The sequence below is a fragment of the Micromonospora sp. NPDC047074 genome (assembly GCF_040643815.1).
In the GTDB taxonomy this organism is placed as follows: domain Bacteria; phylum Actinomycetota; class Actinomycetes; order Mycobacteriales; family Micromonosporaceae; genus Micromonospora.
In genome coordinates, this window is record NZ_JBEYVB010000034.1 from 47,533 (window position 1) to 74,206 (window position 26,674).

Genomic DNA, 26,674 nt, shown 5'->3' on the forward strand with positions numbered 1-26,674 from the left:
CACGCCGGGGCCCGCCAGAGCCCAGGCGAGCTGGGCCAGCCGGGCACACCGGGAGGAGGTCAGCGGAGCCGGACGTCGAGGCTCGGGAAGTCGTACCAGGTCAGTTCGAAGGAGGACCCGGCCTCGGGGGCCACGGGAAAGACGCCCCAGCTGGTCACCTGCGTGCCGGCCGGGATGTCGAAGGACTGGTCGGGCCGTGTCGTGGCGCACCAGGTGGACTCGGGACGCACGGATCGCCCGTCCGGCAGGACGACCTGTGAGGACGTCCGGTCGACCTCGACGGCCGGGCAGCTCACCGGCCACGGGATCGTCGAGGCGTTGCCGTACCGCAGGTTCAGCCGCAGCTTGCCGCCGGTGACCTCGGCGCTGACCAGCCGGACGGTCAGGCCCGCCTGGTCGTAGAGCAGCCGGTCGATCTGGTACGTCCGGGTCGTGGGCCGCTCCCCCGCCGGCGAGTCCGACTGGGCCGGCGATGTGGTCGCTGCCTCCGTCGACGGCCTGCCGGTCTCCCCGGCAGCGGTGGTGGTGGGCACGACCGGCCCGGAGGTGGTGGAGTCGGCCGACCCGGAGGCGTCGCGGCCGGCCAGGTACCAGCCGCCGAGGGTGCCGACGACGGCGAGGCAGGCTGTCGCCACGATGACGGCCAGCAGGCCGGCGTACCTCTTCTGCACGGTGGGCTCCCGGCTCCGGTGAAGACGGCGTTGGCGTGAACCTAGCACCGCCGTCCAAAGTCGCCGGTGGATGCACTCCGTTCGACTGGCACGCGGCCCGGCGCCTGCTGGTGGCGACGCGGACGGCCTGCTGTCGGAGGGGTCGGGGCTGACGGAGCAGCGACATGGCGCGCACCGAGGGTGATTTCGGGCGGATACTCGTGTTATTCTCCGGCGTCGATCTCGCCGCGCGGACCCGGATCGGGTCGTTGTCGCAGAAGGACGCCTCTTCCCGATGCCGGCCGTTGCCGCCCCGAGCACGTCGCCGACCACGCTGGACAATCCGGCCGGCGGCGCGTTCACCCTCATCTTCACCAGGCTGCCGGCGCTGCTGCGGCTGACGTGCGGCCTGGTGGGCGCGGTGGTGGCCCTGTCGGTGCGCACCCCGCCGGTCGAGCCGGCGCTGCTGGTCCCGGCCGTCGTGGCGCTCACCGCCTGGTCGGTGTGGTACGCGTTCCGCGCGCTGCGGCACGGCATCGGGGGCCCGCTGGTGGCCGGCGACGTGGCGGCGACCACCGCCGCCTGCCTGGCGATCCCCGTGCTGGTGGCTCCGGAGGTGCTGCCCGGCGAGGGGAGCTGGATCGCGGTGCTGGCCAGCACGACGGTGATCAACGCGCAGGCCACCGCCCCGGCGCGCTGGTCGGTCCCGGCGGGGCTGCTGGTCACCGCCGCCTACGTGGCCGGCGCGCGCGCCGCCGGTCACCCCGACGAGGCGATTGCGCACGCGGCGACACTGCTGGTGCAGACCGGGTGCGCCGCGCTGATGACCGCCATCATGCGGCGGCGGATCGGCCGGGCCGACGGGGCGTTCGTCGCCCATCAGCGGCTCACCCGGGAGGCGCTGGTCGCCCGGACCGCCCGGGAGGCGGAACGGCGGCAGAACCGGGACCTGCACGACACCGTGCTGGCCACCCTGACCATGGTCGGGCAGGGGGCGGTCGCCGGCCCGTCCGCCGCGCTGCGCGAGCGGTGCGCCGCCGACCTGCGTACCCTCGCCGCGCTGGCGGACGCGCGGTCCGCGCCCGCCGACGGGCCGGTGCCGCTGGACGAGCGGCTGCGGGCGGTGCGCGCCCGGCTGCCCGAGCTGACGGTCACCACCGACCTGGCGCCCTGCGTGGTGCCGGCGCCGGTCGCGGAGGCGCTGGCCGAGAGCGCCTACGCCGCGCTGACCAACGTGGCCCGGCACGCCCCGGGCGCGTCCGCCGCGCTGCGGCTGGTCCGGGTCGCCGGCACCGTCGTGGTCGAGCTTTCCGACGACGGTCCGGGCTTCGACCCGGCTGGCGTCCCGGCCCACCGGTACGGCCTGCGCGAGTCGGTACGCGGCCGGATGGCCACGGTGGGCGGGCGCGCGGTGATCCGGTCCCGCCCCGGCGCCGGCACCCGGATCCGGTTGGAGTGGCCCGGTGTCGACTGAGACGGCGGGCGCGCCGGCGACGACCGCCGACCCGGCGCTGCCCGTTCCGCGTACGCCCGGCGGCGCAACGGCCCCGGCGGACCCGGTGGCGGCGGTGGCCGACGCCTCCGACCGCGGTGCCCGGATCGTGGCGGTGGTGATCGCGCTGGCCTGGCACACGGCGATCGCGCTCCCCGCCGCGGTGGGGGCCCGGGCCGGGTTCGCCGCGCCGCCGGTGGTCCTGGCCGGCTGGTTGCTCGTCGCGGCGGCCGGCGTGCTGGCCGGCGTCCGGCTGCTGCGCGGCACGCCCCTGCCGGCCTGGCCGGTGGCCGCGCTGCTGCTGGCGGTCGACGCGGCGGTGTTCGCGGCGGCCGGCGAGCGGCAGCTCTTCACCGCCGCGAACTGGGCGTGGGGCACGCTCGGCTGGTTCTTCGTGCTGGCGGTGTGGGGGCGGCGGGCGACCGCGCTGCTCGTCCTGCTGGGCGCGCACTCGCTGATCGCGCTGGCCGGGGTGCTCGGTCACGGCGCGACCGCCCCGGCCGACCTGGCCCGGTACGCGATGTACGTCTACGGCACCTCGACGCTGCCGGTGGCGGTCTTCGTGGGCAGCATGGCGATCGCGACACTGGCCCGGCAGCGGGCCGGCGCGGCGGCGGCCACCCATGCGGCGGCGGCCGAGCGGGACGCCGCCGAACGGGCCCGGCGGGAACGCCACGCCCGCCTCACGCTGGCCGGCGGCGCGGCCGAGGAGGTGCTCGCGGAGCTGGCCGACGGTCGCGCCGACCCGGCCGACCCGGACGTGCAACGGCGGGCGGTGTCGGCCGCCGCCCGGTTGCGCCGGCTCATCGCCGAGTCCGACGACGTGCCCGACCCGCTGCTGCACGAGCTGCGGGCCGCCGTCGACCTCGCCGAGCGCACCGGGTTGCCGATCGACCTGGTGACGGTCGGCAGCCCGCCGCCGCTGCCGGTGCAGGTGCGCCGCCGGCTCGCCGACCCGCTCACCGCGACGCTGGCCGACGCCCGGGGCTGGGCCCGGCTGACAGTGGTCGCCGGCCACGACGAGGTGGTGGTCAGCCTGGTCACGCCCGACCGGGACGGCCCCGACGGCGGTGCGACACCGGGCGGGGACGGGCAGGTCGAGTACCTCTACGAGCGGGATGGGGAGATCAGATGGGCGCAGACCCGGTGGCGGCGGTGATCGGCGGGCGGCCCGTCGGCGTGGCGATCGTGGACGATCATCCGGTCGTCATCGCGGGCGTCCGCGCGTGGCTGGCCACCGAGCCCCGGCTGGCCGTGCTGGCGACCGGCGACGACCCGGACGAGGTGCTGCGGGCCGCCCCCGACGCCGCCGTGGTCCTGCTCGACCTGCGGCTGCACGGGCGGATGGCGCTGGACAAGCTCGCCGAGCTGAGCGCGGTCGGCCGGCGGGTGGTGGTCTACTCCGAGCACACCGACCCGGAGACGGTGCTCGCCGCGCTGGACGCCGGGGCCGTGGCGTTCCTCGCCAAGCACGAGGGGCGGGAGCACTGCGTGGCGACCGTGCTGGCCGCCGCGAACGACCGCCCGTACGTGCCGCCGGCGCTCGCCGGGGCGATCGTGGGCGACCCACGGCCGGATCGGCCGGCCCTGTCGGACAAGGAACGCGAGGCGCTGCTGCTGTGGTTCCAGTCGATGTCGAAGGCCTCGGTGGCCCGCCGGATGCGGATCAGCGAGCACACGGTCAAACAGTACGTCGACCGGGCTCGGATCAAGTACACCCGGGCGGGGCGACCGGCCGCCACGAAGGCGGCGCTGCTCGCCCGGGCGATCGAGGACGGCCTAGTCCGGCCGGAGGAGATCGGCATCTACCGGTCACAGGCGTCGTACGACCGGCCGACCCCCTAACGGGCGTCATGACAGCCGACGAGGTGGTCGGCGACCCTCGTACTGAGATGCCGTCTGCACCGGGAGGTCATGACGATGCACGATGACGCGTCCCCGTTCTTCATCGCCCCGCACCGGTTCGACGCGGACGACGACGTGGCCCCGGTACTGGACCGGCGGCACGAACTGATCGCCGAGGCGGGCGAGCGGGTGCTGTCCCGGCACCGGCTGCACGCGTCGGGGCACCTGCTCGGTCCGACGGAGTCGCGGCGGCGGTGGACGCTGCCCGAGCCGGTGACGGTGACCGTCACCGACCGGCGGATCGTGTACGTCGGCGGCGGGCCGCAGCTCGCCCTGGTCGGCCAGGGCGGCGACGGCACCCGGCACCGCCGGGGCGTACGGCTGCCGGGGCTGGTCAGCGGTCAGATCCGCTGGCAGTGGCCGTCCCGGCTGGAGCTGCTCCCGGCCGGGCCGGACGCCCACGTCAGCCTGCTGGTGGTCTGCGACGCGCTGCGCACCATCCAGCAACCGGCCCTCGGGCTCACCGGCGGTGTCGGTGAGGTCACCGAGCTGACCCGCCGGGTGCGCCGGGCGGCGGCCGGGTTCCGGCTGACCCACCCGGAGCTGGTGGACCTGTCGCCGCCCGAGCGGGACGTGCTGGCGGTGCGGGCCGGGGCGGGACTGTCCGCCGGGGAGGTCCGGATCACCCTGCCCGGGTCGCTGCCGGTGGAGTTCCGCTGCCGGGACGACTACTACCGGCGGGAACGCTCCGGCCAGGGCTGGTGCGGACCCGCAGCCGGCGCAGCCTGCGGACACCGATAACGCCGCTCCCTGCCTTACACCACGTCGACACCGCTGTCTCCGGCGATCTTGCACTTTCGGCCCGCCCCTTGCGCCTTTCAGGCGGTATGTCGGGGCAGGAAGTGCAAGATCGCCGGGGGGAAGCGGGGGGCGGGGGGCGGGGTCAGGGGGTTGGGGTGGGGCGGGTGGGGGTGTCCAGGGTGGTGGCCTTGTCCAGGGTGGTGGCCTTGTCCAGGGTGGTGGCCTTGTCCAGGGTGGGGGCGGTGCCGCCCAGGTGCGCCGGGAGCCACCAGGTGTCGTCGGGGCCGGCGGGCTGGTCCGGGTACTCCCGCTGGGCCCGGTCGACCAGCGCGCTCAGCCGCGCCTTCAGGTCGACGGTCATCGCGTTGGCGTCCGGGTAGTCGGCCGGGTCCATCGGCTCGCCCACCAGGATGGTGATCGGCGTGTGGCGGCGGGTGAGGGTGCGCGGCCGGCCCTTGGTCCAGAGCCGCTGGGTGCCCCAGAGCGCCACCGGCAGCACCGGCACGCCGGCCTCGGCAGCCATCCGGGTGGTCCCGCTCTTGAGCTCCTTGACCATGAACGAGCGGCTGATCGTCGCCTCGGGGAAGACGCCGACCACCTCGCCACGCCGCAGGGCGCTGACCGCCGTCGCGTACGACCCGGCGCCCGCCCGCCGGTCCACCGGGATGTGTCGCATGCCCCGCATCAACGGGCCGGACACCTTGTGCGTGAAGACGGACTTCTTCGCCATGAACCGCACCAGCCGCCTCGACTCGTGCGCGCCCAGCCCACAGAAGATGAAGTCGAGGTAGCTGACGTGGTTGCTGGCCATCACCGCACCGCCCGTACGCGGGACGTGGTGGGCGCCCTCGATGGTGATCTTCAGGTCGAGAACCCGGAACATCGTCAGGGCGGCGGCGATCACGGGCGGGTACACGAGTTCCGGCATTGCGCGAACTTACCCTGCCAGCCTGGACGCCACGCCGACCCGGCGACCCTGAGTGGCCAGCCGGGTCGGCGAACCTGCCTGCGGTCAGTCGGTGAGCCGGTGCATGTCGAGGCGACCGCGGGCGAACGCGTCCACCTTGCCCCACCGGCCCGGGATGTCCAGCACCTCGATCCGGCCCATCCCGATCGGCAGTCGAGGCTCGACGGCGAGGTGCCCCTCGTGCGGCTCCAGGCCGAGCATCGTCCGCAGCAGCAGCAGCGGCGTGCCGGTCGACCAGGCCTGCGGGCTGCACGCCGTCGGGTACTCCACCGGGAACTTGGTCAGCTCGCGGGGATAGCCGCCGAACGCCTCCGGCAACCGGCCCTCGAAGTAGGTGGCCGCGTCGAGGATGCCGCTGGCGATGACGGCCGCCTCCTCGGCGAAGCCGTACCGGCGCAGCCCCCAGGCGATGAACGAGTTGTCGAACGGCCAGATCGTCCCGTTGTGGTAGCCGATCGGGTTGTAGCGGACCTCGCCCTCGGCCAGCGTCCGCACCCCCCAGCCGGTGAAGAGCCGGGGCCCGACCAGGTGCTGGGCGATCTTCTCGGCCCGGTCGTGGTCCACGATCCCGCTCCACAGCAGGTGGCCGATGTTGGAGCTGAGCACGTCGCACTGCCGGCCGTCCCCGTCGAGGGCCAGGGCGTAGTACTCACCGTCGGACACCCAGAAGTCGCGGTTGAACCGCTCCTTGAGGGCCGCCGCCTCCCGCTCCAGCCGGTCGGCGAGATCCGGGTCGTTCCAGAACTCGCGGGCCAGGCGGGCGGTCCGCAGCTTCGCGTCGTACGCGTACCCCTGCACCTCGCAGGTGGCCCGGGGAAACGGCGGCAGCTGCCCGTCGCGGTAGGAGATGGAGTCCCACGAGTCCTTCCAGCACTGGTTCTCCAGGCCGGTCTCGGTGTTGCGCCGCTCGTACCAGATGTAGCCGGTGCCGACCAGGTCGGCGTAGTCGTCGATCCACTTCAGCGCGGCCCGGCACTCCCGCTCCAGCTCCATGACCAGCTCGACGTCGCCGCTCCACTGCTCGTACTCGTCGAGCAGGATCAGGAACAGCGGGGTCGCGTCCACCGACCCGTAGTACGGCGAGTGCGGCTGTTCCTCGAAGGCGGCGGTCTCGCCGTACCGCATCTCGTGCAGGATCCGGCCCGGGTCCTCGTCCCGGAAGTCGTCGAACCGGGTGCCCTGGAGGGAGGCCAGGATCCGCAGCGTGGTCTTCGACAGATCCGGCGTGAACGGCAGCGTCTGGAGGCAGGTCAGGATGCTGTCCCGGCCGAACATCGTCATGAACCAGGGCAGGCCGGCTGCCGGCAGCGTCGCCCCGCCGAGGGAGATCGGCGAGAAGCGCAGCGCGGCCAGGTCGACGATGCTGCGCCGGTACGTCGCGGCGACCCGGTCGTGCTGGCTGTTGACCTTGGGTGCTCTGGCGATCCACTCCTCCAGGTCGTGCTGGAGGGCGAGCCGCTCGGTGGTCGGCGCCGGCAGCCCCATCAGCAGGTCCCGGCCGTCCGGGGACAGCGAACGGGTCTTGACGTCGATCCGGGCTTCCCACTGCTCGTTGGGTTCCAGGTGGATCGTGTACGCGAAGCCCTTACGGTCGTACCGGGCCTGCGGGGAGGCCGCGATGACGGTCTCCCGGATGAAGTTGCCCCGCCGGTAGCCCAGCCGCAGCTGGTCGGACTCGACCTCGGTGTAGATCTCGCCCTTCTTGTTCAGGATCTCGTCCTTGACCTGGAACAGATCGGCGAAGTCGGACGCCGCGTCCATCCTGATCTCCAGGTCGACCGCCTTCTCGTCGTGGTTGAGGATGGTGAGCTGCTCCTGGAAGCTGTTCCCCACCGACCGCTCCCGGACGATCGACAGCTTGGCGTCGACGTAGTGCGTCGCCATCCCCGGCACCAGGAAGAAGCGGGCCTCGTAGTACTGGAGGTCGTCGTACGACAGCGGGTTGAGCCGCTCGCCGTTCACCGTCAGCACCCAGGTGGACAGGTACCGGGTGTCCAGGGAGAAGAAGCCGGTCGGCTCGGTCGGCGTCGCCTCGATGTCCCCGGTGTCCTCCGACACCACGAAGGTGCTGCCGTCCAGGATCCGGATCGTGTTGCTCTTCGACATCACCGCACCTCCTGCGTCGCGAAGCGCCGGCGCGGTCCGCGCGCATCAGGATTGCTGGGGAACAGCCGCTCCAACTGCACCAGCAGCCGGACGTTCCCCGTCACCGTCATGTCCCCGCGCAGCAGCGCCGCGATCCCGTGCTCCCGGCCGGTGGCGAGGTCGTCGAAGAGCTCGGGGCTGGTGCCGATCACCGTGTCGGCATCCTGGTCCTCCTGGCTCACCCGCACCTGGCCACGGTCGATCCGCAGCAGCCAGTGCGTCGTCTGCGCCCCCTGGTGCAGGTCCAGGCGCAGGGTCCCGGAGGCCTTGTCCAGCAGGGGGTCGTACCCCCGCCGGTCCAGGTCCTCGAAGAACCTCGTGGTCGCGTCCACCATCGGGTTCTCTCCTCCCCCGTCGGTCATGTCCCGACCAGGGGTCCCCGTCCGGTGCCGGGCCAACCTCGCCCGGATCGGGTGAGTCGCCCGGCCCGTCGCGACGGGCCGGCACGCTCCCCCGCTAGATCACCAGGGTGTCGTAACGGCCCTTCCGGCGGCGGACGTGGCCACGCCACCCCGCGAGCAGCGCGATGAAGGTCCAGCCGAGGCCGCCGAGGAGCAGCACCGCGAGCATGCCCCTGGAGTCGACCCGGTCGGCAACCTCGAGTTCGACCACGCCGTCCGGATCGGTGAGCACGGCAAGCCGGTCGCCGACCCGGTGGCCGGGGTTGCTGCCCTGATAGATCAGCGGCTCGTCGAGGCGCCCGTCGGCGCCCTGGAGCGTGAACGCGTGCCGCTTGCCGAGGACCTCCACGTCGACGATCGTCACCTCCTGGCGGACGCCGCGCGTCTCCAGCACCGCCTCCGGCGCGAGCTGCACCGATCCCACGAGGACGAACAGGGCCGGAACCATCGCGAGGAAGGCCAGCCACGCGGCCCGGTGCAGCAGACGTACGGCGATCACGAAGGCCAGGCAGAGGACCAGCCCGGTGATGATCGGGACGACCTTCGTGCCGACCGCCACGTACGCGACGGCGGTGTTCAGCCCGATCACGACCAGACCGAACAGCACCAGCAGCATCGTCATCGTGACCGACCTGCCGGCCGACCAGGCCCCCGCGACCGGTACGGAACCAGTTGGTGGTGCCCCGGCCGGTGCCATCATGCTGGGGTGCCCATGGGGGCGCCATCCGGTCTGCTGAATTCGGCCAGGTGTGGGGGGCTCTGCGGACACAGCGAGATCATAGGCTCGATGGTCCACTCGGGGCTCGGCGTCCCCCGGGGTGGACGGACCCTCCGTCAGCGAATCCGCTGCCGTTCAGCGGCGACGGGTCGCCGAGCGCATTACGGCGAGACGCCACGCCGGCTCCCGTCGAAGGGGAGCCGGCGTGGCGTCGCGGACGGATCAGTTGTTCGGCTCGTCGGCGCTGATGTCCGCAAGCACCGACTGCGGTTCACGCTCCACGGCGAGGTCGCCCATCGAGACCAGGCCGACCAGCCGACCGTCGTCGATGACCGGCAACCGGCGTACGGCGTAGGTCCGCATCAGGTCGGCGGCGGCCACCGCGTCGTCGTACTGGCTCACCGTGATCACGTCCTTGCTGGTGATCTGGTTGAGCGGGGTCGAAGCAGGATCCATGTCCTCCGCCACGCCCCGGACCGTGATGTCCCGGTCCGTCACGATTCCGACGACGTTGTCGCCGTCGGTCACCACCACGTCGCCGATGGCGCTGTCGCGCATCTCCTGGGCGGCGGCGGTAAGCGTGTCGTTGCCGTCCATCGTCACCAACCGGGTCGTCATGAACTCTCCGACCGTTGTCATGGTGCTCCCCTCTCGGTGTCGGCACGGGCCGTCTACCCGGCGACCGGTCGGGGTAACGCGCCTCACCCCGCCCCGCCCTCGCCCCGCCGGCCAAGATCGCACAACTTCGTGGAAGTAGTGGTCTCTGGGCAACGTGATGCCACTACTTCCAGAATCGAGCACGATCTTGCCGGTGGCGACGGTCCGACACGGCGCGGATGCAGAGCCGTGGCGGGTGCAGCGCGCTGGCGGGCGCAGAGCGGCGCGCTGCCCGCGATCTTGCGCTTTGTGCCCGGATGAAACGGACTTACGTCTCAAAACAGGGGCAGGAAATGCAAGATCGCGGGATAGAGGGCGCCGCACGGAGGGGGCCGCACGACGACGGCCCCGCCGGAGGCGGCGGGGCCGTCGGGAAGCGCGTCGCTCAGCGGCGCTCGGCGGCGACCAGCTCGGCGAGCTGCACCGCGTTGAGCGCGGCGCCCTTGCGCAGGTTGTCGTTGGAGCAGAACAGCGCGAGGCCGTGCTCGACGGTCTCGTCGGCGCGGATCCGACCGACGAAGGTCGGGTCCTGGCCGGCCGCCTGCAACGGGGTCGGCACGTCGGCCAGCGCCACGCCGGGCGCACCGTCGAGCAGCTCGCGGGCCCGCTGCGGGGTGATCGGGCGGGCGAACCGGGCGTTGACCTGGAGCGAGTGGCCGGTGAAGACGGGCACCCGGACGCAGGTGCCGGAGACCCGCAGCTCGGGGATCTCCAGGATCCGGCGGCTCTCGTTGCGCAGCTTCTGTTCCTCGTCGGTCTCGAAGCTGCCGTCGTCGACGATCGAACCGGCGAGCGGGAGCACGTTGAACGCGATCGGCCGGGCGAACGAGCGGGGGGCCGGGAACTCCACCGCCGCGCCGTCGAAGGCGAGGCCGGCGGCGTGCTCGGCGACCTTGCGGACCTGCTCGTCCAGCTCGGCGACGCCCGCCAGGCCGGCGCCGGAGACCGCCTGGTACGTCGAGACGACCAGGCTGACCAGCTCCGCCTCGGCGTGCAGGGGACGCAGCACGGGCATCGCGGCCATCGTCGTGCAGTTCGGGTTGGCGATGATCCCCTTGGGGCGCAGGGCGGCGGCGTGCGGGTTGACCTCGGCGACGACCAGCGGCACCTCGGGGTCCATCCGGAACGCCGAGGAGTTGTCGATGACGACGGCACCGGTGGCGGCGACCTGCGGCGCGAGCTCCTTCGCGGTGCCCTTGCCGGCGGAGAAGAGCACGATGTCGAGGCCGGAGTAGTCGGCGGTGGCCGCGTCCTCCACGGTCACCTCGCCGTCCCGCCAGGGCAGGGTGCGCCCGGCCGACCGCGCCGAGGCGAACAACCGCACCTGCTCCGCCGGGAACTTCCGTTCCGCCAGCACCTGCCGCATCACGCCACCGACCTGGCCGGTGGCCCCCACAATGCCGATCCTCATGCCCGCGAGGCTACCCAGCCCGGCGGGCCGACCGGGAACGCTTTCCCACCGGCGACGGCCCACCCCGGCGCTGCTCCCGCCCCGCCGGCTCGTGGGCGGGGCGGAACGACACCGCCGGCCGGACCGGCTCTCCGGAAGAATCGCGCGCCCACGGGGTGGCCCGCCGAAGCATCCACGCCCGCCCGGCCCACCGGCACGCCGGCGCCGGTCGGGGCGGCGCGACGTACATCACACCGCCCCGGACCGGTCAGCCGGCGTAGTCGACCAGCTCGCCGAGGCCGGTGGTGACGAGTTCGTCGCGGATCACCGCGGCGTCGCCCTCCACCACGAGGGTGAGTTCCTCCGGGCGCAGGTGGGTGGCGGCCGCGGCGGAGACCTCCGCCACCTCGGCGGCGAGCAGCGAGTCCCGGAGCCGGGCGTGGTAGTCGTCCGGCAGGTCGTGCACGACGAGGGTGGTCAGCGCGGCGGCGATCGCCCGGGGGCTCTGCAACTCGACCGAGAGCTGCCCGGCCCGCCAGGAGCGCGCCACCGCCAGCTCGTCCTCGGTCACGCCGGTCTCCCGGGTACGGGTGATCTCGCCGACCGCCTCGACCAGGGCCGGCGCGGTGACCGCCGTCTGCACCCCCGAGCTGACCCCGAACCGGCCGAACCGGCGGGACGAGGCGAAGTCGCCGCGGATGCCGTACGTGTAGCCGCGCACCTCGCGGATCAGGTGGTTGAGCCGGGAGGTGAACGCCCCGCCGAGCACCGTGCCGGCGAGCGTCATCGGCACGTGGTCGGGGTGGGCGCGGTGCGGGGACGGGTGGCCGAGCCGCAGCGTGGACTGCACCGAGCCGGGCCGGTCCACCAGGATGATCCGCCGGCCGGGCCGGCTCGGCACCTCGATCGGGCCACCCCGGTCGGCCGGCCCGCCGGCGGTGCCGGCGAACGCCGTCGCGCCGAGCGCGTCCAGGTCGAGCCGGTCCAGGTCGCCGGCGACGACCAGGGTGCCGGGGCGGATGAACCACTCGGAGTGGAAGACGGTGACGTCCTCGACGTCCAGCGCGGCCACCGACTCCGGGTCGCCGTACATCGGGCGGCCCCAGCGGTTCGCCGCGCCGAACAGGTCGGCCCGCAACGCCGCGTCGGCGCGCGGGCCGGGGTTGGCCCAGTCCATCCGCAGCGCGGTCGCCTCGTCGTCACGGACCCGCCGGACGTCGTCCGGATCCAGTTTCGGGGTCCGCACCGCCTCGGCGAGCAGCTCCACGGCGGCGCTCAGCCGCTGCACCGGCACCTGCACGCTGACCTGGAAGGCGTCCCAGTCCAGCCCGGTGACCAACTCGGTGCCGAGGCCTTCGATCGCCAGCGCGTACGCCGTCGCGTCGCGCTGCGCGGTCCCCTCCTCCAGTGCCTTGGCGAGCACCGCGCCGAGCCCCTCCTTGCCGGTGGGCTCGCGGCCGGCGCCCGCGTCGAGCAGCAGCAGCGCCACGGCCAGGTTCTGGCCGGGCAGGTGGGCGGCGACCACCTGCCCGCCGGCCACCGTGCGGCGGACCACCTGCGGGAACCGGTACGGGCGGGCGGCGCCCGGACCGGGACGGTCGGCGATCAGCGTCATCAGGGCTTCTCCTCGGGCAGGTAGGTCAGGGTCACCCGGTCGTCGGCGGCGAGCACCTCGGCGGCGGCCTCGGCGATCTGCTCGGCGGTCACCGCGAGCCAGGCCGGGAGCCGCTCCGCGGCCTTCGCCGGGTCCCCGAACTGGGTGGCGTAGCGCCCGAGCGTGTCCGCCCGGCCGTCCACCGTGGACATCTGCCGCCACCACATCGTGCTGAGCAGGGACTTCGCCCGGTCCAGCTCGGCGGCGGTGACCGGGACGGTGGCCAGTTCGTCGACCACCTCGGCCAGCCCGGCGGCCAGCCGCTCGGCGCTGATGCCGGGGCGGGCGGTGGCGGTGGCGATCAGCGGTGCGGGGGCGTGTGCCAGATCCACCCCGTACGCCCCGACGAGATCGGGCTGGGCGATCCGCTCCCCGTCGGCGAGGCGCTGGTAGAGGCGACTGCCCCGGCCGCTGCCCAGCACGGTGGCGAGCACGGTCACCACGTCGTAGCCGACGCTGCCGAAGGGGTGGGTCCGGTGCGCCACGTAGACGCGCGCCGCGGGCACGTCGCCGGTGACCGTCTCGACGGCGGGGCCGGTGGCGGGGACGATCCGGCCGTCCGGCGCGGGCGGGATGTCCGCGCGCGGCGCGATCGCGCCGAAGTACTTGTCGGCCAGCGCGAACACGTCGGCGGCCGAGGCGTCACCCACCACGGTCAGGACCGCGTTGTTCGGCGCGTAGTACGTCTGGTGGAACGCCTGGAAGGTGGCCAGGTCGGCGGCGTTCAGGTCGGCCATCGACCCGATCGTCGGGTGGTGGTAGGGATGCCCGGGCGGGAAGAGCAGCGGCAGCAGCCGCAGCCAGGCGTCGCCGTAGGGGACGTTCTCGTAGCGCTGGCGCCGCTCGTTCTTGACCACGTCCCGCTGGTTGTCCAGCGTCTCCTGGGTCAGCGCGGGAACCAGGCCGCCCATCCGGTCCGCCTCCAACCACAGCGCCAGTTCCAGGTGCTCGGCCGGGACGGTGTCGAAGTAGTTGGTGCGGTCCGGGTTGGTGGTGGCGTTGAGCGAGCCGCCCGAGCCCTGCACCAGCTTCATGTGCTCGGTCTTCGCCACGTTGACCGAGCCCTCGAACATCAGGTGCTCGAAGAGGTGGGCGAACCCCGTCTGCCCCTCGGGCTCGTGGCGGGAGCCGACGTCGTACCAGAGGTTGACGGCGACGGCGGGGGCGGTGCGGTCCTCACTCACCACCACGCGCAGGCCGTTGTCCAGTCGGGTCGTCTCGATGGGCCAGGGGTAACCGCTGTCGGGCATGGCACGACGCTATCCGATCAGGCGCGCCGAGAGGTGACACGCCGCTCGCGGCGAGGCATCGACCGACGGCGGCCGGGTACCGGGGAGGCATGCCGCCTGCCTCCGCCGTGACCGACCGGGCCGCCGTCGCGGTCGAGCGCGCGACCGCCGCCCTGGCCCGGTTGCGCCGGGCCCGCCTGCTGCATCCCGTTGGCCGCACCTTCGCGGGTGAGGTCACCGTCTGGGGTACGCCCGGCCTGCGGACCGGGGTGTCGTTGCTGGACGACCCGGGGCGCTTCCCGGCGACCGTCCGGCTCTCCAGGGGCGTACCCACGCCGGAGGGCTGGCCGGACGTGCTCGGGCTGGCCCTGCGGCTGCACCGCGACCCCGGGCGCCCCTTCGACCTGCTCGTCAGCTCCAGCGGGGCGCCGCCGGTGCTGCGGAACCTGCCGCTGCCCCGGCGGCGCTTCGCCGGGACGTACAGCACGATCATGCCGTTGCGCGCGGGCCGGCGGCGGCTCTTCCTGGCCGCGCTGGCCGACCCGGACTCCCCCGACCTGGGGCGCAGCCTCGCCGAGGTGGCGGACGCCGTCCGGGCGGACGCGCCGCGCCTGGTGCTCGCGGTCGCGTCCGCCGTCGGGCCGTGGCGGCCGTTCGGGCAGGTCAGCCTCGACGCCCAGCGCAGCGCCCGGGACGACGCGGCGCTGGCCTTCGACCCGGTCGGCAATCTCCCGCCGGGGCTGCGGGCGGCCGGCCCGCTCGCCTGGCTGCGGAGACACACCTACCGGGGCTCGCAACGGGCCCGGGGCGCCGCGCCTCAGTCGGGGGGTTCGACGGGGGCCACCGTCTGATCGGAGGTACGCCGCTCCAGCACGGTGTCGGGGGCGGCGTTGCGATCCTCCTCCCGGATGTCGGACTCGGTGAGGATGGCTTCCGCCTGCGCCTGGGGGTCGTCGCTGCCGACCGCCGCCTCCTCGGGCAGCAGGTGCGCGCGGGACTCCACCCGTTCCTGGTCGCTCTGCTCGTGACTCATGCCCGCCCACATACCCCACCGGCGCCTCCGGCACTCCGCATGATCGCGGGGTCACCCGCGCCGGGCGGTCAGGAGCGGAACGGTCCGCGCACCTCGTAGGTGATGCCGCCGGAGGAGGAGCCGGAGGTGCCGCGCTGCGACGAGAAGTAGAACCGGCTGCCGTCGGGCGAGAACGCCGGCCCGCAGATCTCCGACGAGGACTGCCCGGTGATCCGCAGGAACGGGGCGACCACCCCGGCGGGCGTGATCAGGTTGATCTCCATGTTGCCGCCGTCCTCGGCGACGTAGAGGTCGCCCGAGCGGGCCCCGGTGATGTTGTCCACCCCGGTCAGCGGCGCCGTTCCGGAGACCAGCGAGTCGTCGTACGCCAGGTCGATCCGCTGGTTGACCGCGTCGTAGGCCCAGACCCGGTTGTCCCCCTTCGTGGTGAACCAGCAGGTGCCGTCGGCGTACCAGCAACCCTCGCCACCGTTGAACCGCTTCGCCCCCGGGACCTGGTCGCGGGTGAGCGTGGGCGAGCCGTCCGGGTCGGGCACCGGCGCCCAGCTCACCGGGCCGCTGGTGCCCGTGCCGGCGACCAGCACCTCCAGCGTGCCGGCGGAGAGGTCGCCCCAGGTGCTCGGCCGGAACCGGTAGAAGCAGCCGGTGGTCTCGTCCTCGGTGAGGTAGACGACCCGGCGGACCGGGTCGCAGGCGGCGGCCTCGTGGTTGAACCGCCCCATCGCGGCCCGCCGCACGCCGGCCTGGCCGCCCTGGGGGTACGTCTCGTAGACGTACCCCCGGTTGACCTCCTCGCCGGAGAGCCAGGTTCCCCACGGGGTCGCGCCGCCCGCGCAGTTGCGGTTGGTGTTCGCCAGGATGCGGTACGCCGACGCGACACTGCCGTCGGCGTTGAACCGCACCGCGGACGCCCCGCCGGTGGTGGCGATCTCGGAATTCGAGACGTAGATCCAGCCGGTTCCGGCGACGAAGCAGGCCCCGCCGTCAGGCGCGTCGTGCCAGGTGTAGCCGGTGCCCGGTACCACCTGTCGGGAACGGGCGATGACCCGACTGGTGAATCCGGCGGGCAACTGGAGGCCGTTCGCGTCGGCCGCGCCCGGCGGCCCGTACGGGCTGGCGCCGGGCTGAGCAGGGGCGGCGAGGGCGGCGCCGGCCCAGAGGCTGCCGGAGAAGGCGGCCGCGCCGCCGGCGACGGTGGCGCGCAGGATGGTACGACGATCCATCGGAACCTCCGGATTAGCAGCGATCGGTGTCGATGAAATTACCGTCGCATCCATCGATGGAGGTGAACGTGGAACGAGTGTTTTCCGACGTCTGGGTGGACCTTTGCGCACCGTCGGGTACGCTGGTCCGCGTGACGCGCTCGTATCGATGGTTTAGGCAGCCGGCTCGCAAGCCGGTGACTTCACCATGATCTGACGTCACCACATTCGAGCCGGCCGGGCAGGAGCTTGAAGTTCCTGCCCTTCTGCATACGAGCAGCCGGCTCGTACCCGGGCACCGGCCCCGGGGCACGGTCGGCGGAAGGATGCCCACCGTGACGACCCCGGAGACCGATCGGGTCAGCGACCAGCGGATCGACCGTGTCGTGCCGCTGACCACCCCGGCCCTGCTGCACCACGAGTTACCCCTGGACGACACCCTCGCCTCCGCCGTGCTGGCCGGGCGACGCGCGGTCGGCCGGGTGCTGGACCGCACCGACGACCGCCTGCTGGTGGTGGTCGGCCCCTGCTCGGTGCACGACCCGGCCGCCGCCCTGGACTACGCCCGCCGGCTCCGCGTCGCCGCCGAGCGGGTGGCCGACGACCTGCTGGTGGTGATGCGGGTCTACTTCGAGAAGCCGCGCTCGACGGTGGGCTGGAAGGGCCTGATCAACGACCCCGGGCTGGACGGTTCCGGCGACGTCAACACCGGCCTGCGTACCGCCCGGGCACTCCTGCTCGACGTGCTCCGCCTGGGGCTCCCGGTGGGCTGCGAGTTCCTCGACCCGATCACCCCGCAGTACATCGCCGACACGGTGGCGTGGGGCGCCATCGGCGCGCGTACGGTCGAAAGCCAGGTGCACCGGCAGCTCGCCTCCGGCCTGTCGATGCCGATCGGCATGAAGAATCGCCCCGACGGCAGCATCGGCACCGCCGTGGACGCCATCCGGGCCGCCGGCGTACCGCACGTCTTCCCGGGCATCGACTTCTCCGGCACCCCGGCGATCCTGCACACCAGGGGGAACGCGGACGGGCACCTGGTGCTGCGCGGCGGCGGGGGCCGACCCAACTACGACGCCGATTCCGTGGCCGGGGCGCTGGAACTGCTGCGGGCGGCCAGCCTGCCCGAGCGCGTGGTCGTCGACGCCAGCCACGCCAACAGCGGCAAGGACCACCGCAACCAGCCGAAGGTGGCGGCCGACGTGGCCGCCCAGCTCGACGCCGGCCAGCGCGGCATCGTCGGAATCATGCTGGAGAGCTTCCTGCTCCCCGGCCGCCAGGACCTCGACCCGACCCGCGAGCTGACCTACGGGCAGTCGGTCACCGACGCCTGCATCGGCTGGGACACCACCGAGGACGTCCTCGCCCACCTGGCCGCCGCCGTCCGCACCCGCCGCCGCACCCCCGCCCCCACCCCCGCCTAACCCACCCCGACCCCACCCCGGCCCCGGCCCCGGCCCCGGCCCCGGCCCGTTGATCATGACGTTAGCGGCGAGATCGATCTCTTCCGCTGCCGCCAACCCCATGATCAACCGGGCGGGGGCGGGGCGGGCTGCGTGGGGTGAGTGCAGCGGGGACAGTGCCGCCCCCGGGCCCTGTGGGCTCGGGGGCGGCGCTGGTGTCGGTGTGCAGGTCGCCTCTCGGCGAGTGGCGCGACGCGGCTCCAGCCGGACGGTATTCCGCGAAGGCAATTTAGGTGAGGCCCGGGGACACTGGTCACACCGACACCTCAGTCAACCGGACAGCCGCCGCCGGTGTTCCGGTCCCCGCTGTGAACGCCGTCACGATCACGGCTTCGCGCGACGCAACCCGACCGGCACGACACCCGGCTACGCACCCCGACCGGCACGACACCCGCTACGCACCCCGACCGGCACGACACCCGCTACGCACCGGGACGACACCGCGACGTACCCGACCGGTGCGGGCGCCGCGACGCAAACCCGACCAACCCGACGCACGGCGGCGACAGGACGCCGGCAGCGTCGTGACGTTTGACCGATTCGGACGTGGGTAGCCGATCCGACGTGACCGACGACGCACCCGTGACCGACGCGCCCGTGACCGAGGCGCCCGTCATCGACGAGCCGGACACCCGGCGCCTCGACGACCTGCTCGAGGATCTCTACCACGGCCAGGAGCGGATCAGCCAGGCGGACATCTACCGCCGGGCGGTCGCCGCGGAGCTTCCCGCGCAGCTCCTCACCCGGATCTCCGCGCTGCCCGAGGGCGAGTACGCCGTGGACGAGGTGGCCGACCTGCTCGGCGGATCAGTCACCTGACCCGGCCGCCGGCCGCACGACCCGCGGGCCGCACGACCCGCCAGCCGGCACAAACCACCTGCCGCACGATCCCGCCGGCTACCCAACCGCCGGCCGCACGCCTCGCTGTCAGCGGGCGGCCAGGGAGGAGAAGGAGAGCGAGTGTCCCACCACGAGGATCAGCACGAGAAACTGCCGGCGCTCGGTCAACCCCCCGAGGGCCGGGACACGCTGCCGGAGCCGGACTTCGCCAACGAACACGACCGCACCGCCGTGGACCGGGACGTCGTCACGGGAGCCGACGCGGGCGAGCGCGAGCCGGAGGCGTCCCGGGGCTGGGCTGGCGAGGACCACGGCACGACCCCGACCTGACGGCACCAGCCCTACGCAGGAACGCGGAGAGGGCCCGTACCCGACGTGGAGAGGGCCGGCACCGAGCCGGCCCTTCCCGCGTCGTCCGTGGTCAGTCGTGCTGGTCGCCCTCGGCGGCCTGCTGGGCCATCGCGTACGCCATCTGGAGGAAGTCGGAGGCGGCCACCGCCGTCAGCGCCGTGGCCACCAGGCGGGTCAGCCGGGGAGCGAGGACCAGGCCGCCGGTGAGCCCGGTGGCCACCCAGACGGCCAGGCAGAACGGGCAGCTCAGCAGCTCACCGATCGCGTGCCGGGTGGGGCTGCCCTGATCGCGTACCTGCTCCATCACCTCGCCGCTGCCGATCGGCCTGTCGTAGCGGGTGAACGGCGCCCGCAGCGGACTGGTGACCGCGTCCTTCGACAGCAGCCGGCTCAGCTTGTGGGTGGCGATGCTGAGCAGCACCACGTCCGCCGGGGCGGGGCGGTCGGGCACCGTCCGACCGGTCGCCCGGACCAGACCGGCGATCCCGGCGGTCACCCCGGCGTAGGTACCCATCGCTACCAGGTAGCCACCCAGCGGCCGGTGCTCGTGCGGCGCGTACGCCTGGCGCAGCCGCGCCACCTTCTCCCTCAGGTCGGTCACCCGGTCTCCTCGGTCTTCTGGGGTCGGCCCGGCTCATCCGGCCTGCAGGTTGTCGGCCACCTCGCGGGCGAGGCCGTCCAGCGCCTCGTCGGCCATCCGCTCGGCGTCCGGCCCGCCGGTCAGGTCGAGCCGCATCCGGGCGCCACCCGCCTGGGCGGGCTCCACCCGGATCTCGGCCGACCACTGCCCGGCGGCGCTCCACCGGGCCCGCAGCTCCTCCTCGCTGATCTCCTCCGCCGGGCTGCCGTCGCCCCGCAGCGGCTCCGGCAGCCACGCCGACGCCCGGTCGGGGTCGGTGGCGGTGTTGAACACCACCTCCGGGGGCGCGGACATCCCGCGCTCGGCGTGCGCCATCACTCGTCCCGCAGCCGGCTCGGGTCGACCTCGCGGCCCGGGTGCCGGGCGAGGTACTCGGTCTCCAGTTCGGCGGTGCGCCGCAGGTGGGTGGCGAGCGCGGAGTCCGCCGCGTGCCGGAGCGTGTCCAGCCGGGTGCGGTGCAGGCTGTGCATCTCGCGGATCAGGTCCTCGTCGCCCAGTTCGGCCGGGTCGACGCCGAGCAGTTCACCGTCGGCCTGGTCCGTCTCGCCGGAGGCCATGTCGTGGACATGGTCGCCGTCCCACTCGGGCACCCGCTGCTCGGGGCTGCCGAAGTCGTCCTGTCGTACTGATCCCGTCATGATCGCCCCCCTGGTCTGATTTGGGCTGGCGTCTAACCGGATGCCCACGCCGGGTGGCACCAAACCATCCCGCCGGCTACGACACCGCGTCGGAGATCCCGGCGGCCCCCGGTACTCTCGTTGCCATGAAGCGGCTCTGGACCCCGGCGTGGATCGCGCGCCACGTGGCCCTGGTCGTGTTGGTCTCCGTCTTCCTGGGGCTGGGCTGGTGGCAGCTCAGCCGGGCCGCCGACGGCAACTCGATCAGCTGGGGCTACGCGGTCGAGTGGCCGATCTTCGCGGGCTTCGTGGTCTTCGTCTGGTGGCGTGAGGTCCGGCACGCGCTGCGCCCGCCGGCCGACGCGGCCGAGGAGGCGCCGGCCGCCGCCGGGACGCGCGCGGCCGACGCCCCGGCGGCCGACGCGACGCGTCCGGTCGTACGCCGGCCCGTGCGGGCCGCCCGCGTGACCGCGCCCGCCGACGCCGGCGGGGACGCCGACCTGGCCGCCTACAACCACTACCTGCAATGGCTGAACGACAACCCGGGCGCCAAGCCTGGTGACTACCCCGGCTGAGGCCGGACGCGAAAGGACGGACGACGGTGGGCGCAGCCCTGACCCGGTACCGCGTCATCGCCTGGATCGTGGGCGTGGCGCTGATCCTGCTGGTCGTGATCGGCATGCCGATGAAGTACGGCTTCGACAACCCGATCCTGGTGGAGACCGTGGGTCAGGCGCACGGTTTCCTCTACATGGTCTACCTGCTGGCCGCCTTCGACCTGTCCCGCCGGGCGGGCTGGCCGTTGAAGCGGATGGTCCTGGTGATGCTGGCCGGCACCGTGCCGTTCGTCTCCTTCTACGCCGAGCGCCGGGTCAGCGGCTGGGTGACGGCGGAGCAGACCGAGCGCACCCCGGAGCCGGTCGCCGGCTGACGCCGGTCACCGGGTTGGCCGCCACGGGTCGGCCGAGGCGAGCGGATCCTCCCAGCCGCCGTACCGGTTCATCTCCCGGGCCCGGCGCAGGGCCCGGGTGACCTGCCCGAACTGCCGCTCGTCGTCACTGCTGAAGAGCAGTATCCGCTCGCCCCGGCGCCGGCCCCACAGCTCGTACGCCGGCGGTCGCCACCGGTCCCCCACCACCGCGACCAGCACCGGCAGCAGGAACACCACGCCGAGGATGAAGTAGGCCCCCGCGGTGAGGCGTTGCAGCCCACCGCTGAAGCCGAGCAGCAGGCCGACGCCGCCGATCATCGCGGCGGTGACCACGACGGCCCGCACCGCGACCCGGTCGTGCGGACCGCGGCTGGTGTGCAGGTGGGTCAACTCGGTCACCTGCCAGGTGTTGCGTCCGACGGTGAACCGGTCCACGGTCACGATGATCCCGGGCCGGGCGTAGAGGAGCGTGTTCTTTCCGGGGGTCACTCCGGGTGACCACGTCTGTCGTGTGGCGCCTTGAGGGTTCACGTCCGCACCTCCCACGGCTGCTGTGCCGGGGTCGGCTCCCGCCGACGGTCTCGCATCAATGCCGGTCGGCGGGATTCCCGGCTCCGCGTGTCATTGTGTGGCGCACGTGCCAGCCCGGACGGCGTTTTCCGCCCGCGCCCGCGACGCCCGGCGTCCCGGCCCGCCGGGTAGTGGCCACCATGTCGGTCTTGTCGGTCATAACGGCCCACGCTCCGCCGGCATACGCCGACAACGACGAATGACTCGAATCGCCTGGACGGTGACAATAACGGCAGAGTTTGGCGACATCCACGTACGAAATCCGACCACCAGTGATCAACACTTCCCGCCACTTCGCCCACATTCGCCACTGCTTCACCTGCGGACCACTCCTGACCCGGGTTAGTTTGTCCGGGCCGGTCCGGTCTTCCGCCGTCCACCAGGACAGCACCGGGCGGTGCCGCCGAGGGCGTCAGCAGCCCGTGGCGGCAGATGGGAGAGGAGCCTTCCGCTCTTGTCGTCCCTCAGGAAAACGCTGCGCGCCCTGACGATCGCCCTGGTGTCGGCCACGTTGCTCGCACCGGGAGCGCCCGCCCGGGCCGAACCGTCCCCCGCCGAGCTGACCCGGCGGATCGAGAAGTCCTCCACCGAGCTCGAACACGTCGTCGAGGCGTACAACAAGCTCCGGGAGGAGATCAAGACCAACACGGCCGCCGCGGCGCGGCTACAGAGCCGGATCGGGCCGCTGGAGCAGCAGACCGAGCGGAGTCGCGCCGACGTCGGCGAGCTGGCGGTGACCGCGTACAAGACCGGCAACAACCTGGCCACCGCGGAGGCGCTGCTGCGCCCCGGCGGCTCCGACAGCCTGTTGGACCGACTCGGGATGCTCGACCAGCTCACCCGGCAGCGGCAGGAGAAGATTTCGAACTTCACCGCCAGCCAGCGGCGGCTGATCGGCGAGAAGACCCGGCTGGAGGTCACGCTGGGTCGACAGGCGGCCCAGGCCCGCGAGCTGACCGCCGCGAAAAGGCGGATCGAACGCGACCTCGCCGAGCTGTACGAGCTGCGCCGGCAGGCGTACGGCCGGGCCACCGAGAAACCCGCCGTCCGGACCGACGGGGCGAAGGACGCGCCGGCGATCTCCGGCCGGGCCGGCGTCGCGGTGCGGTACGCGTACGGCGCGATCGGCAAGCCGTACGTCTGGGGCGGCGCCGGGCCGAACGGCTACGACTGTTCGGGCCTGACCTCCGCGGCGTGGCGGGCGGCCGGCAAGTCCCTGCCGCACAACGCCCGGATGCAGTGGGGTGCGGTGGCCCACATCGGCCGGGGCGAGCTGCGCCCGGGCGACCTGGTCTTCTACCGCGGCCTCGGGCACGTCGCCCTCTACGTGGGCGACGGTCAGGTGATCGACGCGCCGAGCGCCGGGCGCAACGTGCTCAAGCGGGGCATGAACCTGATGCCCATCCAGGGCTACGGCCGGGTCCGCTGACCGCCCCCGGAGACGACGAACGGCCGGCGTCCCCCTATCGGACGCCGGCCGTTCGCGGTCACTCCTACCGGCTCAGGCCGCCTGGAGCCCCTCGGCCCGGGCCAGCTCGCGGAGCCGGCCGAGTGCCTGGATCTCCAGCTGCCGAATCCGCTCCCGGGAGAGCGAGAACCGCGACGCCACCTCGGTGAGGGAGTGCTCACGGCCGTCCTCCAGCCCGTAGCGGGCCCGCATGATGCCGGCCGAACGGTCGTCGAGGTGGTTCAGTAGGCCCTCGATCCGCTGCCGCTCCAGCCCGGTGAGCACGATCTCCTCCGGCGACGGCGCGTCGCTGTCGGCGACCAGGTCACCGAGGTTGGTGTCGCCGTCGTCGCCCACCGGGGTGTCCAGCGAGACGGTGTCCTGCGACCAGCGCACCAGCTCGTTGACCCGCTCGACGGTGACCCCGAGGGCCGCCGCGATCTGCTCCGGCTCCGGGTCGCTGCCCAGCTCGCGGGTGAGCTGACGCGCCACGTTGCGCATCCGGTTGACGTCCTCGACCAGGTGCACCGGCAGTCGCACGGTGCGCTCCTGCTGGGCGATCGCCCGGCTGATCGCCTGACGGATCCACCAGGTCGCGTAGGTGGAGAACTTGTAGCCGCGGATGTAGTCGAACTTCTCGACCGCCCGCACCAGGCCGGTGTTGCCCTCCTGGATCAGGTCCAGCATGGGCATGCCCGACCGCACGTAACGGCGGGCGATCGACACGACCAGCCGCAGGTTGGCCCGGATGAACAGGTCCTTGGCCCGCTCGCCCTCGGCCACCAGTCGCTCCAGGTCACCCCGGTCGACACCGTCGGGGACGCGGTCCTCGCCGAGCAGGTGCTCGGCGTAGAGGCCGGCCTCGATCGCCTTGGAGAGATCGACCTCCTTGGCGGCGTCCAGCAGCGGCGTCCGGGAGATCTCGTGAAGGTAGACGCCGACCAGGTCGCGCTCCTCGGCAACCTCGTCGGTTCGCATGCCGATGTTCTTGTCCACGTTGCCCACGGTCCCCTCGCTCGCGCCGGTTGCCCGGTTCCTTGCCATCCCCACGTCCATCAGCCCTCCCCCGTAACTTCCGCTGTGCCCGTCGGTGCTGACACCTACACAACAGTTGAGACGCGCCGGGGATTCCATGTCGTGAGTCGAAAGTGTCACGAATGCCTGATAATCCGCTGAGAGCGCGGTCCATGTTTGCTGTCAGCACCCCGGTGGCGGCTCTCCGATGGGCACCACGCAGGGGTCGGCGGATAGACAGGTCGCTGTTTCCCCGTTCCATGGCAGCACCGCCCGTCCAGGGACACAGCGACCCGGGTCACCGCCGCGCTGCGATCCTGGTCACTGCCAGGCACGCGTCGGTGTACCGGTCGGTTCATCCACGCCCGTGGTAATACCCCACCCCCCGGTGAACAATCCGCACGGCGGATCCATGCCGGGACGTGACGGGGCTCGCAGGGGCTGGTGGGTGCGCGGTGGGGCGGGGCGGGCTCAGGAGGCGAGCAGGGCCAGTGCGCCGCGGACCTGGTCGGCGGAACGGGCCAGGGCGGCCCGCGCGGCGGGCACCCCGACCCCGGAGACGAGCGAGACCAGTGCGGCCTTCATGTCACCGTCGGCCTCGTTGAGTGCCCGTTGGCAGATCTCCTCCGAGCAGCCGGTGGCCTCGATCAGGATCGAGATCATCCGGCCCCGGAGCTTGGCGTTGGTGGCCACCATGTCGATCATGAGGTTCGAGTAGACCCGGCCCAGCCGGACCATCACGGCCGTGGAGAACGTGTTCAGCACCAACTTCTGCGCGGTGCCCGCCTTCATCCGGGTCGACCCGGTGACGACCTCCGGTCCGGTGTCCACCCCGATGAAGACGTCCACCGACCCGGCGGCCGCCGCCTCCGGGTTGGCACAGAGCAGCACCGTCGAGGCCCCTATGGCCTTCGACGCGGCGAGCGCCCCCAGGACGTACGGAGTGCGTCCGCTGGCGGCGAGCCCGACCACGAGGTCCCCGGACCGTACGCAGTCGGCGGCCTCGGCCGCGCCGCCCCGGTCGTCGTCCTCGGCGTCCTCGACCGCCCGCCACATGGCCTCCGGCCCGCCCGCGATGTGGGCGCAGAACCAGTGCCGGGGGGAGTTGAAGGTGGGGGCCAGCTCGGCGGCGTCGAGCACGCCGAGGCGACCCGAGGTGCCCGCCCCGAAGTAGTGCACCCGGTGCCCGCCGCGCAGGGCGGTCACCGCCAGGTCCACCGTCGCGGCGATCTCGTCGAGGACGGCCGCGACCGCGCCGGGCACCCGGCGGTCCGCCTCGTTGATCACCGAGAGCACGTCCCGGGTGGACATCAGGTCGAGGTCGGCACTGAGCGGATTGCGCCGCTCAGTCGGCGCGCCGACCCGGATCACCGGCCGGGCCGGCACCGGGGCCGCCACGTCCTGGGGTTCCACCGCGCCCGTCGTCATGCCCGCCTCCGTCCCGAGCCGACCCGATGCGACTTGACCGCCTCGGCTGTCGCTTCGAGTGCCTTCCTGGCCCGGGACCGGTTGCGCGCGGCCACCCCGACGAAGAGGCAGTCGACGACCGTGAGCTGGGCCAGCCTGCTCGCCATCGCCCCGGAGCGGTAGGTGGTCTCGCGGGCGGCCGTGGTGAGCACGAAGTCGGCCACCTCGGTGATCGGCGACCGGGGGAAGTTGGTCAGCGCCACGGTGGCGGCGCCTCGGGCCCGGGCCTGCTCCAACACCTCGACCACGTCCGAGGTGGTGCCGGTGTGCGAGATGCCGACCGCGACGTCGCCCCGCCCGAGCAGCGCGGCCGACGTCAGCGCGGTGTGCACGTCGGGGAAGTAGAAGGCGGTGCGGCCGATACGGTGCAACTTCTGCTGGAAGTCCGAGGCGACGAAGCCGCTGGCGCCCGCGCCGTAGACGTCGATCCGGCCGGCGCCCGCGATGGCGTCGACGACCTGCTCACAGATCGCCGGATCGAGTTGCTCGGCCGTCTCCTCGACCGCCCGCGCGTCGTTGAAGGCGATGGTCGCGATGATCTGGGCCAGGTCGGCCCCGGGCGGGATGTCGCCGCCGACGACCCGGGCGTCCGGCGGTTCGACCCGGCGGGCGGCCTCGGCCGCGAGCCGGATCCTCAGCTGCGGGTAGCCGTCCATGCCGACCGACCGGCAGAACCGGATGACGGTCGCCTCGGATGTCTCGGCAGCGGTGGCGAGGTCGGTGATGGTCCGCCGCGCGGCGTCCGCCGGGTCGGCGACCACCAGCCGGGCGACCCGCTGCTCGGCCGGCGACAACGACGGGAGCAGGCCGCTGATGTGGACGATCAGCCCACCCGGCTCGTGACTCGCAGAAATCTTCGGACTCTTCGCCACGGATGAAACTTACTTTCATGAGGCGTGAGCGTCAACCATGACTCCCCGTATTCGGCAAAGTACCGCCCGCCGGGGGAACGCCGTTCCGCCCAGCGTGCCACTCCCAGGGAGTCCGTCGCCTCCCCCGCCAGGCCGGCACGAGCCTGCCGGACGGTCGCCGCCTGCCCGCCCGGGCCCGGCTCAGGGCCCGGCTCAGGGCCCGGCTCAGGGCCCGGCTCAGGGCCCGGCTCAGGGCCCGGCTCAGGGCCCGGCTCAGGGCCCGGCTCAGGGCTCGGCTC

At 73.2% G+C, this 26,674-nt stretch carries 29 protein-coding genes; 11 read left to right on the forward strand and 18 right to left on the reverse strand.

All coding sequences use genetic code 11. The features are described 5' to 3' along the window. Positions 1-59 precede the first annotated feature (59 nt). Positions 60-671 (reverse strand): hypothetical protein, encoded by a 612-nt coding sequence (locus tag ABZ809_RS27390; RefSeq protein ID WP_357565475.1) that lies wholly within the window; start codon positions 669-671, stop codon positions 60-62. A 274-nt stretch (positions 672-945) separates the two neighbouring features. On the opposite strand from ABZ809_RS27390, the gene ABZ809_RS27395 reads away from it, so the two are divergent. The 4 genes from ABZ809_RS27395 to ABZ809_RS27410 all read left to right on the forward strand — a co-directional run bounded on the left by ABZ809_RS27395 (position 946) and on the right by ABZ809_RS27410 (position 4,788). Next, the gene (locus ABZ809_RS27395) at positions 946-2,124 is read left to right on the forward strand and encodes an ATP-binding protein (protein ID WP_357565476.1); all 1,179 of its coding nucleotides are present in this window, start codon (positions 946-948) and stop codon (positions 2,122-2,124) included. A 37-nt stretch (positions 2,125-2,161) separates the two neighbouring features. Continuing rightward, positions 2,162-3,301 (forward strand): hypothetical protein, encoded by a 1,140-nt coding sequence (locus ABZ809_RS27400; protein WP_357565507.1) that lies wholly within the window; start codon positions 2,162-2,164, stop codon positions 3,299-3,301. After that, entirely contained in the window at positions 3,274-3,987 is a 714-nt protein-coding gene (locus ABZ809_RS27405; protein WP_357565477.1) for a response regulator transcription factor, read from the forward strand. Before ABZ809_RS27400 ends, ABZ809_RS27405 begins: the two co-directional genes overlap by 28 nt. 75 nt (positions 3,988-4,062) lie before the next feature. Continuing rightward, positions 4,063-4,788, forward strand: coding sequence for a hypothetical protein (locus tag ABZ809_RS27410; protein ID WP_357565508.1), 726 nt, complete (start codon positions 4,063-4,065; stop codon positions 4,786-4,788). Between the two features lie 142 nt (positions 4,789-4,930). Here the strand turns inward: ABZ809_RS27410 and ABZ809_RS27415 are convergent, their stop codons facing one another. The 8 genes from ABZ809_RS27415 to ABZ809_RS27450 all read right to left on the reverse strand — a co-directional run bounded on the left by ABZ809_RS27415 (position 4,931) and on the right by ABZ809_RS27450 (position 13,970). Then, positions 4,931-5,716: a lysophospholipid acyltransferase family protein gene (locus tag ABZ809_RS27415; protein ID WP_357565478.1), complete on the reverse strand. Its 786-nt coding sequence runs from the start codon at positions 5,714-5,716 to the stop codon at positions 4,931-4,933. Positions 5,717-5,800: 84 nt separating this feature from the next. Beyond that, positions 5,801-7,861 carry a glycogen debranching N-terminal domain-containing protein gene (locus tag ABZ809_RS27420; RefSeq protein ID WP_357565479.1) on the reverse strand — a complete coding sequence of 687 codons (2,061 nt, stop codon included), beginning with the start codon at positions 7,859-7,861 and terminating at the stop codon, positions 5,801-5,803. Further along, positions 7,861-8,235 carry an SCP2 sterol-binding domain-containing protein gene (locus ABZ809_RS27425; RefSeq protein WP_357565480.1) on the reverse strand — a complete coding sequence of 125 codons (375 nt, stop codon included), beginning with the start codon at positions 8,233-8,235 and terminating at the stop codon, positions 7,861-7,863. Before ABZ809_RS27425 ends, ABZ809_RS27420 begins: the two co-directional genes overlap by 1 nt. Positions 8,236-8,356: 121 nt before the next feature. After that, a complete protein-coding gene (locus tag ABZ809_RS27430; RefSeq protein ID WP_357565481.1) occupies positions 8,357-8,923 on the reverse strand; it encodes a hypothetical protein in 567 nt (188 codons plus the stop codon). Between the two features lie 318 nt (positions 8,924-9,241). Continuing rightward, positions 9,242-9,658: a CBS domain-containing protein gene (locus ABZ809_RS27435; protein ID WP_357565482.1), complete on the reverse strand. Its 417-nt coding sequence runs from the start codon at positions 9,656-9,658 to the stop codon at positions 9,242-9,244. Positions 9,659-10,061: 403 nt separating this feature from the next. After that, on the reverse strand, positions 10,062-11,087 hold the full coding sequence (locus ABZ809_RS27440; RefSeq protein ID WP_357565483.1) for an aspartate-semialdehyde dehydrogenase: 1,026 nt from the start codon (positions 11,085-11,087) through the stop codon (positions 10,062-10,064). Positions 11,088-11,334: 247 nt separating this feature from the next. Beyond that, the gene (locus tag ABZ809_RS27445) at positions 11,335-12,681 is read right to left on the reverse strand and encodes a pitrilysin family protein (protein WP_357565484.1); all 1,347 of its coding nucleotides are present in this window, start codon (positions 12,679-12,681) and stop codon (positions 11,335-11,337) included. Beyond that, positions 12,681-13,970, reverse strand: coding sequence for a pitrilysin family protein (locus tag ABZ809_RS27450; protein WP_357565485.1), 1,290 nt, complete (start codon positions 13,968-13,970; stop codon positions 12,681-12,683). The genes ABZ809_RS27445 and ABZ809_RS27450 overlap by 1 nt, the downstream gene beginning before the upstream one ends. An 89-nt stretch (positions 13,971-14,059) precedes the next feature. On the opposite strand from ABZ809_RS27450, the gene ABZ809_RS27455 reads away from it, so the two are divergent. Then, positions 14,060-14,800: a phosphodiesterase gene (locus tag ABZ809_RS27455; RefSeq protein WP_357565486.1), complete on the forward strand. Its 741-nt coding sequence runs from the start codon at positions 14,060-14,062 to the stop codon at positions 14,798-14,800. Here ABZ809_RS27455 and ABZ809_RS27460 read toward each other — a convergent pair. Then, positions 14,767-14,982 (reverse strand): hypothetical protein, encoded by a 216-nt coding sequence (locus tag ABZ809_RS27460; RefSeq protein ID WP_357565487.1) that lies wholly within the window; start codon positions 14,980-14,982, stop codon positions 14,767-14,769. The two genes, ABZ809_RS27455 and ABZ809_RS27460, sit on opposite strands and share 34 nt — an antisense overlap. A 68-nt stretch (positions 14,983-15,050) precedes the next feature. After that, positions 15,051-16,205, reverse strand: coding sequence for an alkaline phosphatase PhoX (locus ABZ809_RS27465; protein WP_357565488.1), 1,155 nt, complete (start codon positions 16,203-16,205; stop codon positions 15,051-15,053). Between the two features lie 305 nt (positions 16,206-16,510). Between ABZ809_RS27465 and ABZ809_RS27470 the strand changes: the two genes are divergently transcribed. From ABZ809_RS27470 to ABZ809_RS27480, 3 genes are all read left to right on the forward strand, one after another. Beyond that, positions 16,511-17,608 (forward strand): 3-deoxy-7-phosphoheptulonate synthase, encoded by a 1,098-nt coding sequence (locus tag ABZ809_RS27470; protein ID WP_357565489.1) that lies wholly within the window; start codon positions 16,511-16,513, stop codon positions 17,606-17,608. 603 nt (positions 17,609-18,211) lie between these two features. After that, positions 18,212-18,466: a hypothetical protein gene (locus ABZ809_RS27475; protein WP_357565490.1), complete on the forward strand. Its 255-nt coding sequence runs from the start codon at positions 18,212-18,214 to the stop codon at positions 18,464-18,466. Between the two features lie 141 nt (positions 18,467-18,607). Continuing rightward, entirely contained in the window at positions 18,608-18,817 is a 210-nt protein-coding gene (locus ABZ809_RS27480; RefSeq protein WP_357565491.1) for a hypothetical protein, read from the forward strand. A 91-nt stretch (positions 18,818-18,908) separates the two neighbouring features. Here ABZ809_RS27480 and ABZ809_RS27485 read toward each other — a convergent pair whose 3' ends face one another. From ABZ809_RS27485 to ABZ809_RS27495, 3 genes are read right to left on the reverse strand one after another with little or no spacing between them, the layout of a single operon-like run. Beyond that, positions 18,909-19,439: a DUF1360 domain-containing protein gene (locus ABZ809_RS27485; protein ID WP_357565492.1), complete on the reverse strand. Its 531-nt coding sequence runs from the start codon at positions 19,437-19,439 to the stop codon at positions 18,909-18,911. Between the two features lie 33 nt (positions 19,440-19,472). Then, on the reverse strand, positions 19,473-19,793 hold the full coding sequence (locus ABZ809_RS27490) for a hypothetical protein (protein WP_357565493.1): 321 nt from the start codon (positions 19,791-19,793) through the stop codon (positions 19,473-19,475). Next, complete coding sequence (locus ABZ809_RS27495) at positions 19,793-20,119, reverse strand: DUF6158 family protein (RefSeq protein WP_357565509.1); 327 nt, start codon at positions 20,117-20,119, stop codon at positions 19,793-19,795. The genes ABZ809_RS27490 and ABZ809_RS27495 overlap by 1 nt, the downstream gene beginning before the upstream one ends. Positions 20,120-20,241: 122 nt before the next feature. Between ABZ809_RS27495 and ABZ809_RS27500 the strand changes: the two genes are divergently transcribed. After that, positions 20,242-20,670 carry a hypothetical protein gene (locus tag ABZ809_RS27500; RefSeq protein WP_357565494.1) on the forward strand — a complete coding sequence of 143 codons (429 nt, stop codon included), beginning with the start codon at positions 20,242-20,244 and terminating at the stop codon, positions 20,668-20,670. Between the two features lie 26 nt (positions 20,671-20,696). After that, complete coding sequence (locus tag ABZ809_RS27505) at positions 20,697-21,026, forward strand: DUF3817 domain-containing protein (protein ID WP_357565495.1); 330 nt, start codon at positions 20,697-20,699, stop codon at positions 21,024-21,026. Between the two features lie 6 nt (positions 21,027-21,032). Here ABZ809_RS27505 and ABZ809_RS27510 read toward each other — a convergent pair whose 3' ends face one another. Continuing rightward, on the reverse strand, positions 21,033-21,515 hold the full coding sequence (locus ABZ809_RS27510) for a DUF6232 family protein (RefSeq protein WP_357565496.1): 483 nt from the start codon (positions 21,513-21,515) through the stop codon (positions 21,033-21,035). 535 nt (positions 21,516-22,050) lie between these two features. Between ABZ809_RS27510 and ABZ809_RS27515 the strand changes: the two genes are divergently transcribed. Beyond that, complete coding sequence (locus ABZ809_RS27515; RefSeq protein WP_357565497.1) at positions 22,051-23,025, forward strand: NlpC/P60 family protein; 975 nt, start codon at positions 22,051-22,053, stop codon at positions 23,023-23,025. A gap of 72 nt (positions 23,026-23,097) precedes the next feature. Here ABZ809_RS27515 and ABZ809_RS27520 read toward each other — a convergent pair whose 3' ends face one another. The 3 genes from ABZ809_RS27520 to ABZ809_RS27530 all read right to left on the reverse strand — a co-directional run bounded on the left by ABZ809_RS27520 (position 23,098) and on the right by ABZ809_RS27530 (position 26,396). Beyond that, complete coding sequence (locus ABZ809_RS27520) at positions 23,098-24,087, reverse strand: sigma-70 family RNA polymerase sigma factor (RefSeq protein ID WP_357565498.1); 990 nt, start codon at positions 24,085-24,087, stop codon at positions 23,098-23,100. A 441-nt stretch (positions 24,088-24,528) separates the two neighbouring features. Beyond that, on the reverse strand, positions 24,529-25,485 hold the full coding sequence (locus tag ABZ809_RS27525) for an N-acetylmuramic acid 6-phosphate etherase (RefSeq protein WP_357565499.1): 957 nt from the start codon (positions 25,483-25,485) through the stop codon (positions 24,529-24,531). After that, complete coding sequence (locus ABZ809_RS27530) at positions 25,482-26,396, reverse strand: MurR/RpiR family transcriptional regulator (RefSeq protein WP_357565500.1); 915 nt, start codon at positions 26,394-26,396, stop codon at positions 25,482-25,484. The genes ABZ809_RS27525 and ABZ809_RS27530 overlap by 4 nt, the downstream gene beginning before the upstream one ends. Positions 26,397-26,674 lie beyond the last annotated feature (278 nt).

What these genes read in the sequence shown, in the direction of transcription:
- ABZ809_RS27395 (WP_357565476.1), top strand. Translation starts at nt 946, where the DNA reads ATGCCGGCCGTTGCCGCCCCGAGCACGTCGCCGACCACGCTGGACAAT.
- ABZ809_RS27405 (WP_357565477.1), top strand. Translation starts at nt 3,274, where the DNA reads ATGGGCGCAGACCCGGTGGCGGCGGTGATCGGCGGGCGGCCCGTCGGC.
- ABZ809_RS27410 (WP_357565508.1), top strand. Translation starts at nt 4,063, where the DNA reads ATGCACGATGACGCGTCCCCGTTCTTCATCGCCCCGCACCGGTTCGAC.
- ABZ809_RS27415 (WP_357565478.1), bottom strand. Translation starts at nt 5,716, where the DNA reads ATGCCGGAACTCGTGTACCCGCCCGTGATCGCCGCCGCCCTGACGATG.
- ABZ809_RS27420 (WP_357565479.1), bottom strand. Translation starts at nt 7,861, where the DNA reads ATGTCGAAGAGCAACACGATCCGGATCCTGGACGGCAGCACCTTCGTG.
- ABZ809_RS27425 (WP_357565480.1), bottom strand. Translation starts at nt 8,235, where the DNA reads ATGGTGGACGCGACCACGAGGTTCTTCGAGGACCTGGACCGGCGGGGG.
- ABZ809_RS27430 (WP_357565481.1), bottom strand. Translation starts at nt 8,923, where the DNA reads ATGACGATGCTGCTGGTGCTGTTCGGTCTGGTCGTGATCGGGCTGAAC.
- ABZ809_RS27435 (WP_357565482.1), bottom strand. Translation starts at nt 9,658, where the DNA reads ATGACAACGGTCGGAGAGTTCATGACGACCCGGTTGGTGACGATGGAC.
- ABZ809_RS27440 (WP_357565483.1), bottom strand. Translation starts at nt 11,087, where the DNA reads ATGAGGATCGGCATTGTGGGGGCCACCGGCCAGGTCGGTGGCGTGATG.
- ABZ809_RS27445 (WP_357565484.1), bottom strand. Translation starts at nt 12,681, where the DNA reads ATGACGCTGATCGCCGACCGTCCCGGTCCGGGCGCCGCCCGCCCGTAC.
- ABZ809_RS27450 (WP_357565485.1), bottom strand. Translation starts at nt 13,970, where the DNA reads ATGCCCGACAGCGGTTACCCCTGGCCCATCGAGACGACCCGACTGGAC.
- ABZ809_RS27455 (WP_357565486.1), top strand. Translation starts at nt 14,060, where the DNA reads ATGCCGCCTGCCTCCGCCGTGACCGACCGGGCCGCCGTCGCGGTCGAG.
- ABZ809_RS27460 (WP_357565487.1), bottom strand. Translation starts at nt 14,982, where the DNA reads ATGAGTCACGAGCAGAGCGACCAGGAACGGGTGGAGTCCCGCGCGCAC.
- ABZ809_RS27465 (WP_357565488.1), bottom strand. Translation starts at nt 16,205, where the DNA reads ATGGATCGTCGTACCATCCTGCGCGCCACCGTCGCCGGCGGCGCGGCC.
- ABZ809_RS27470 (WP_357565489.1), top strand. Translation starts at nt 16,511, where the DNA reads ATGCCCACCGTGACGACCCCGGAGACCGATCGGGTCAGCGACCAGCGG.
- ABZ809_RS27490 (WP_357565493.1), bottom strand. Translation starts at nt 19,793, where the DNA reads ATGGCGCACGCCGAGCGCGGGATGTCCGCGCCCCCGGAGGTGGTGTTC.
- ABZ809_RS27500 (WP_357565494.1), top strand. Translation starts at nt 20,242, where the DNA reads ATGAAGCGGCTCTGGACCCCGGCGTGGATCGCGCGCCACGTGGCCCTG.
- ABZ809_RS27520 (WP_357565498.1), bottom strand. Translation starts at nt 24,087, where the DNA reads ATGGCAAGGAACCGGGCAACCGGCGCGAGCGAGGGGACCGTGGGCAAC.
- ABZ809_RS27525 (WP_357565499.1), bottom strand. Translation starts at nt 25,485, where the DNA reads ATGACGACGGGCGCGGTGGAACCCCAGGACGTGGCGGCCCCGGTGCCG.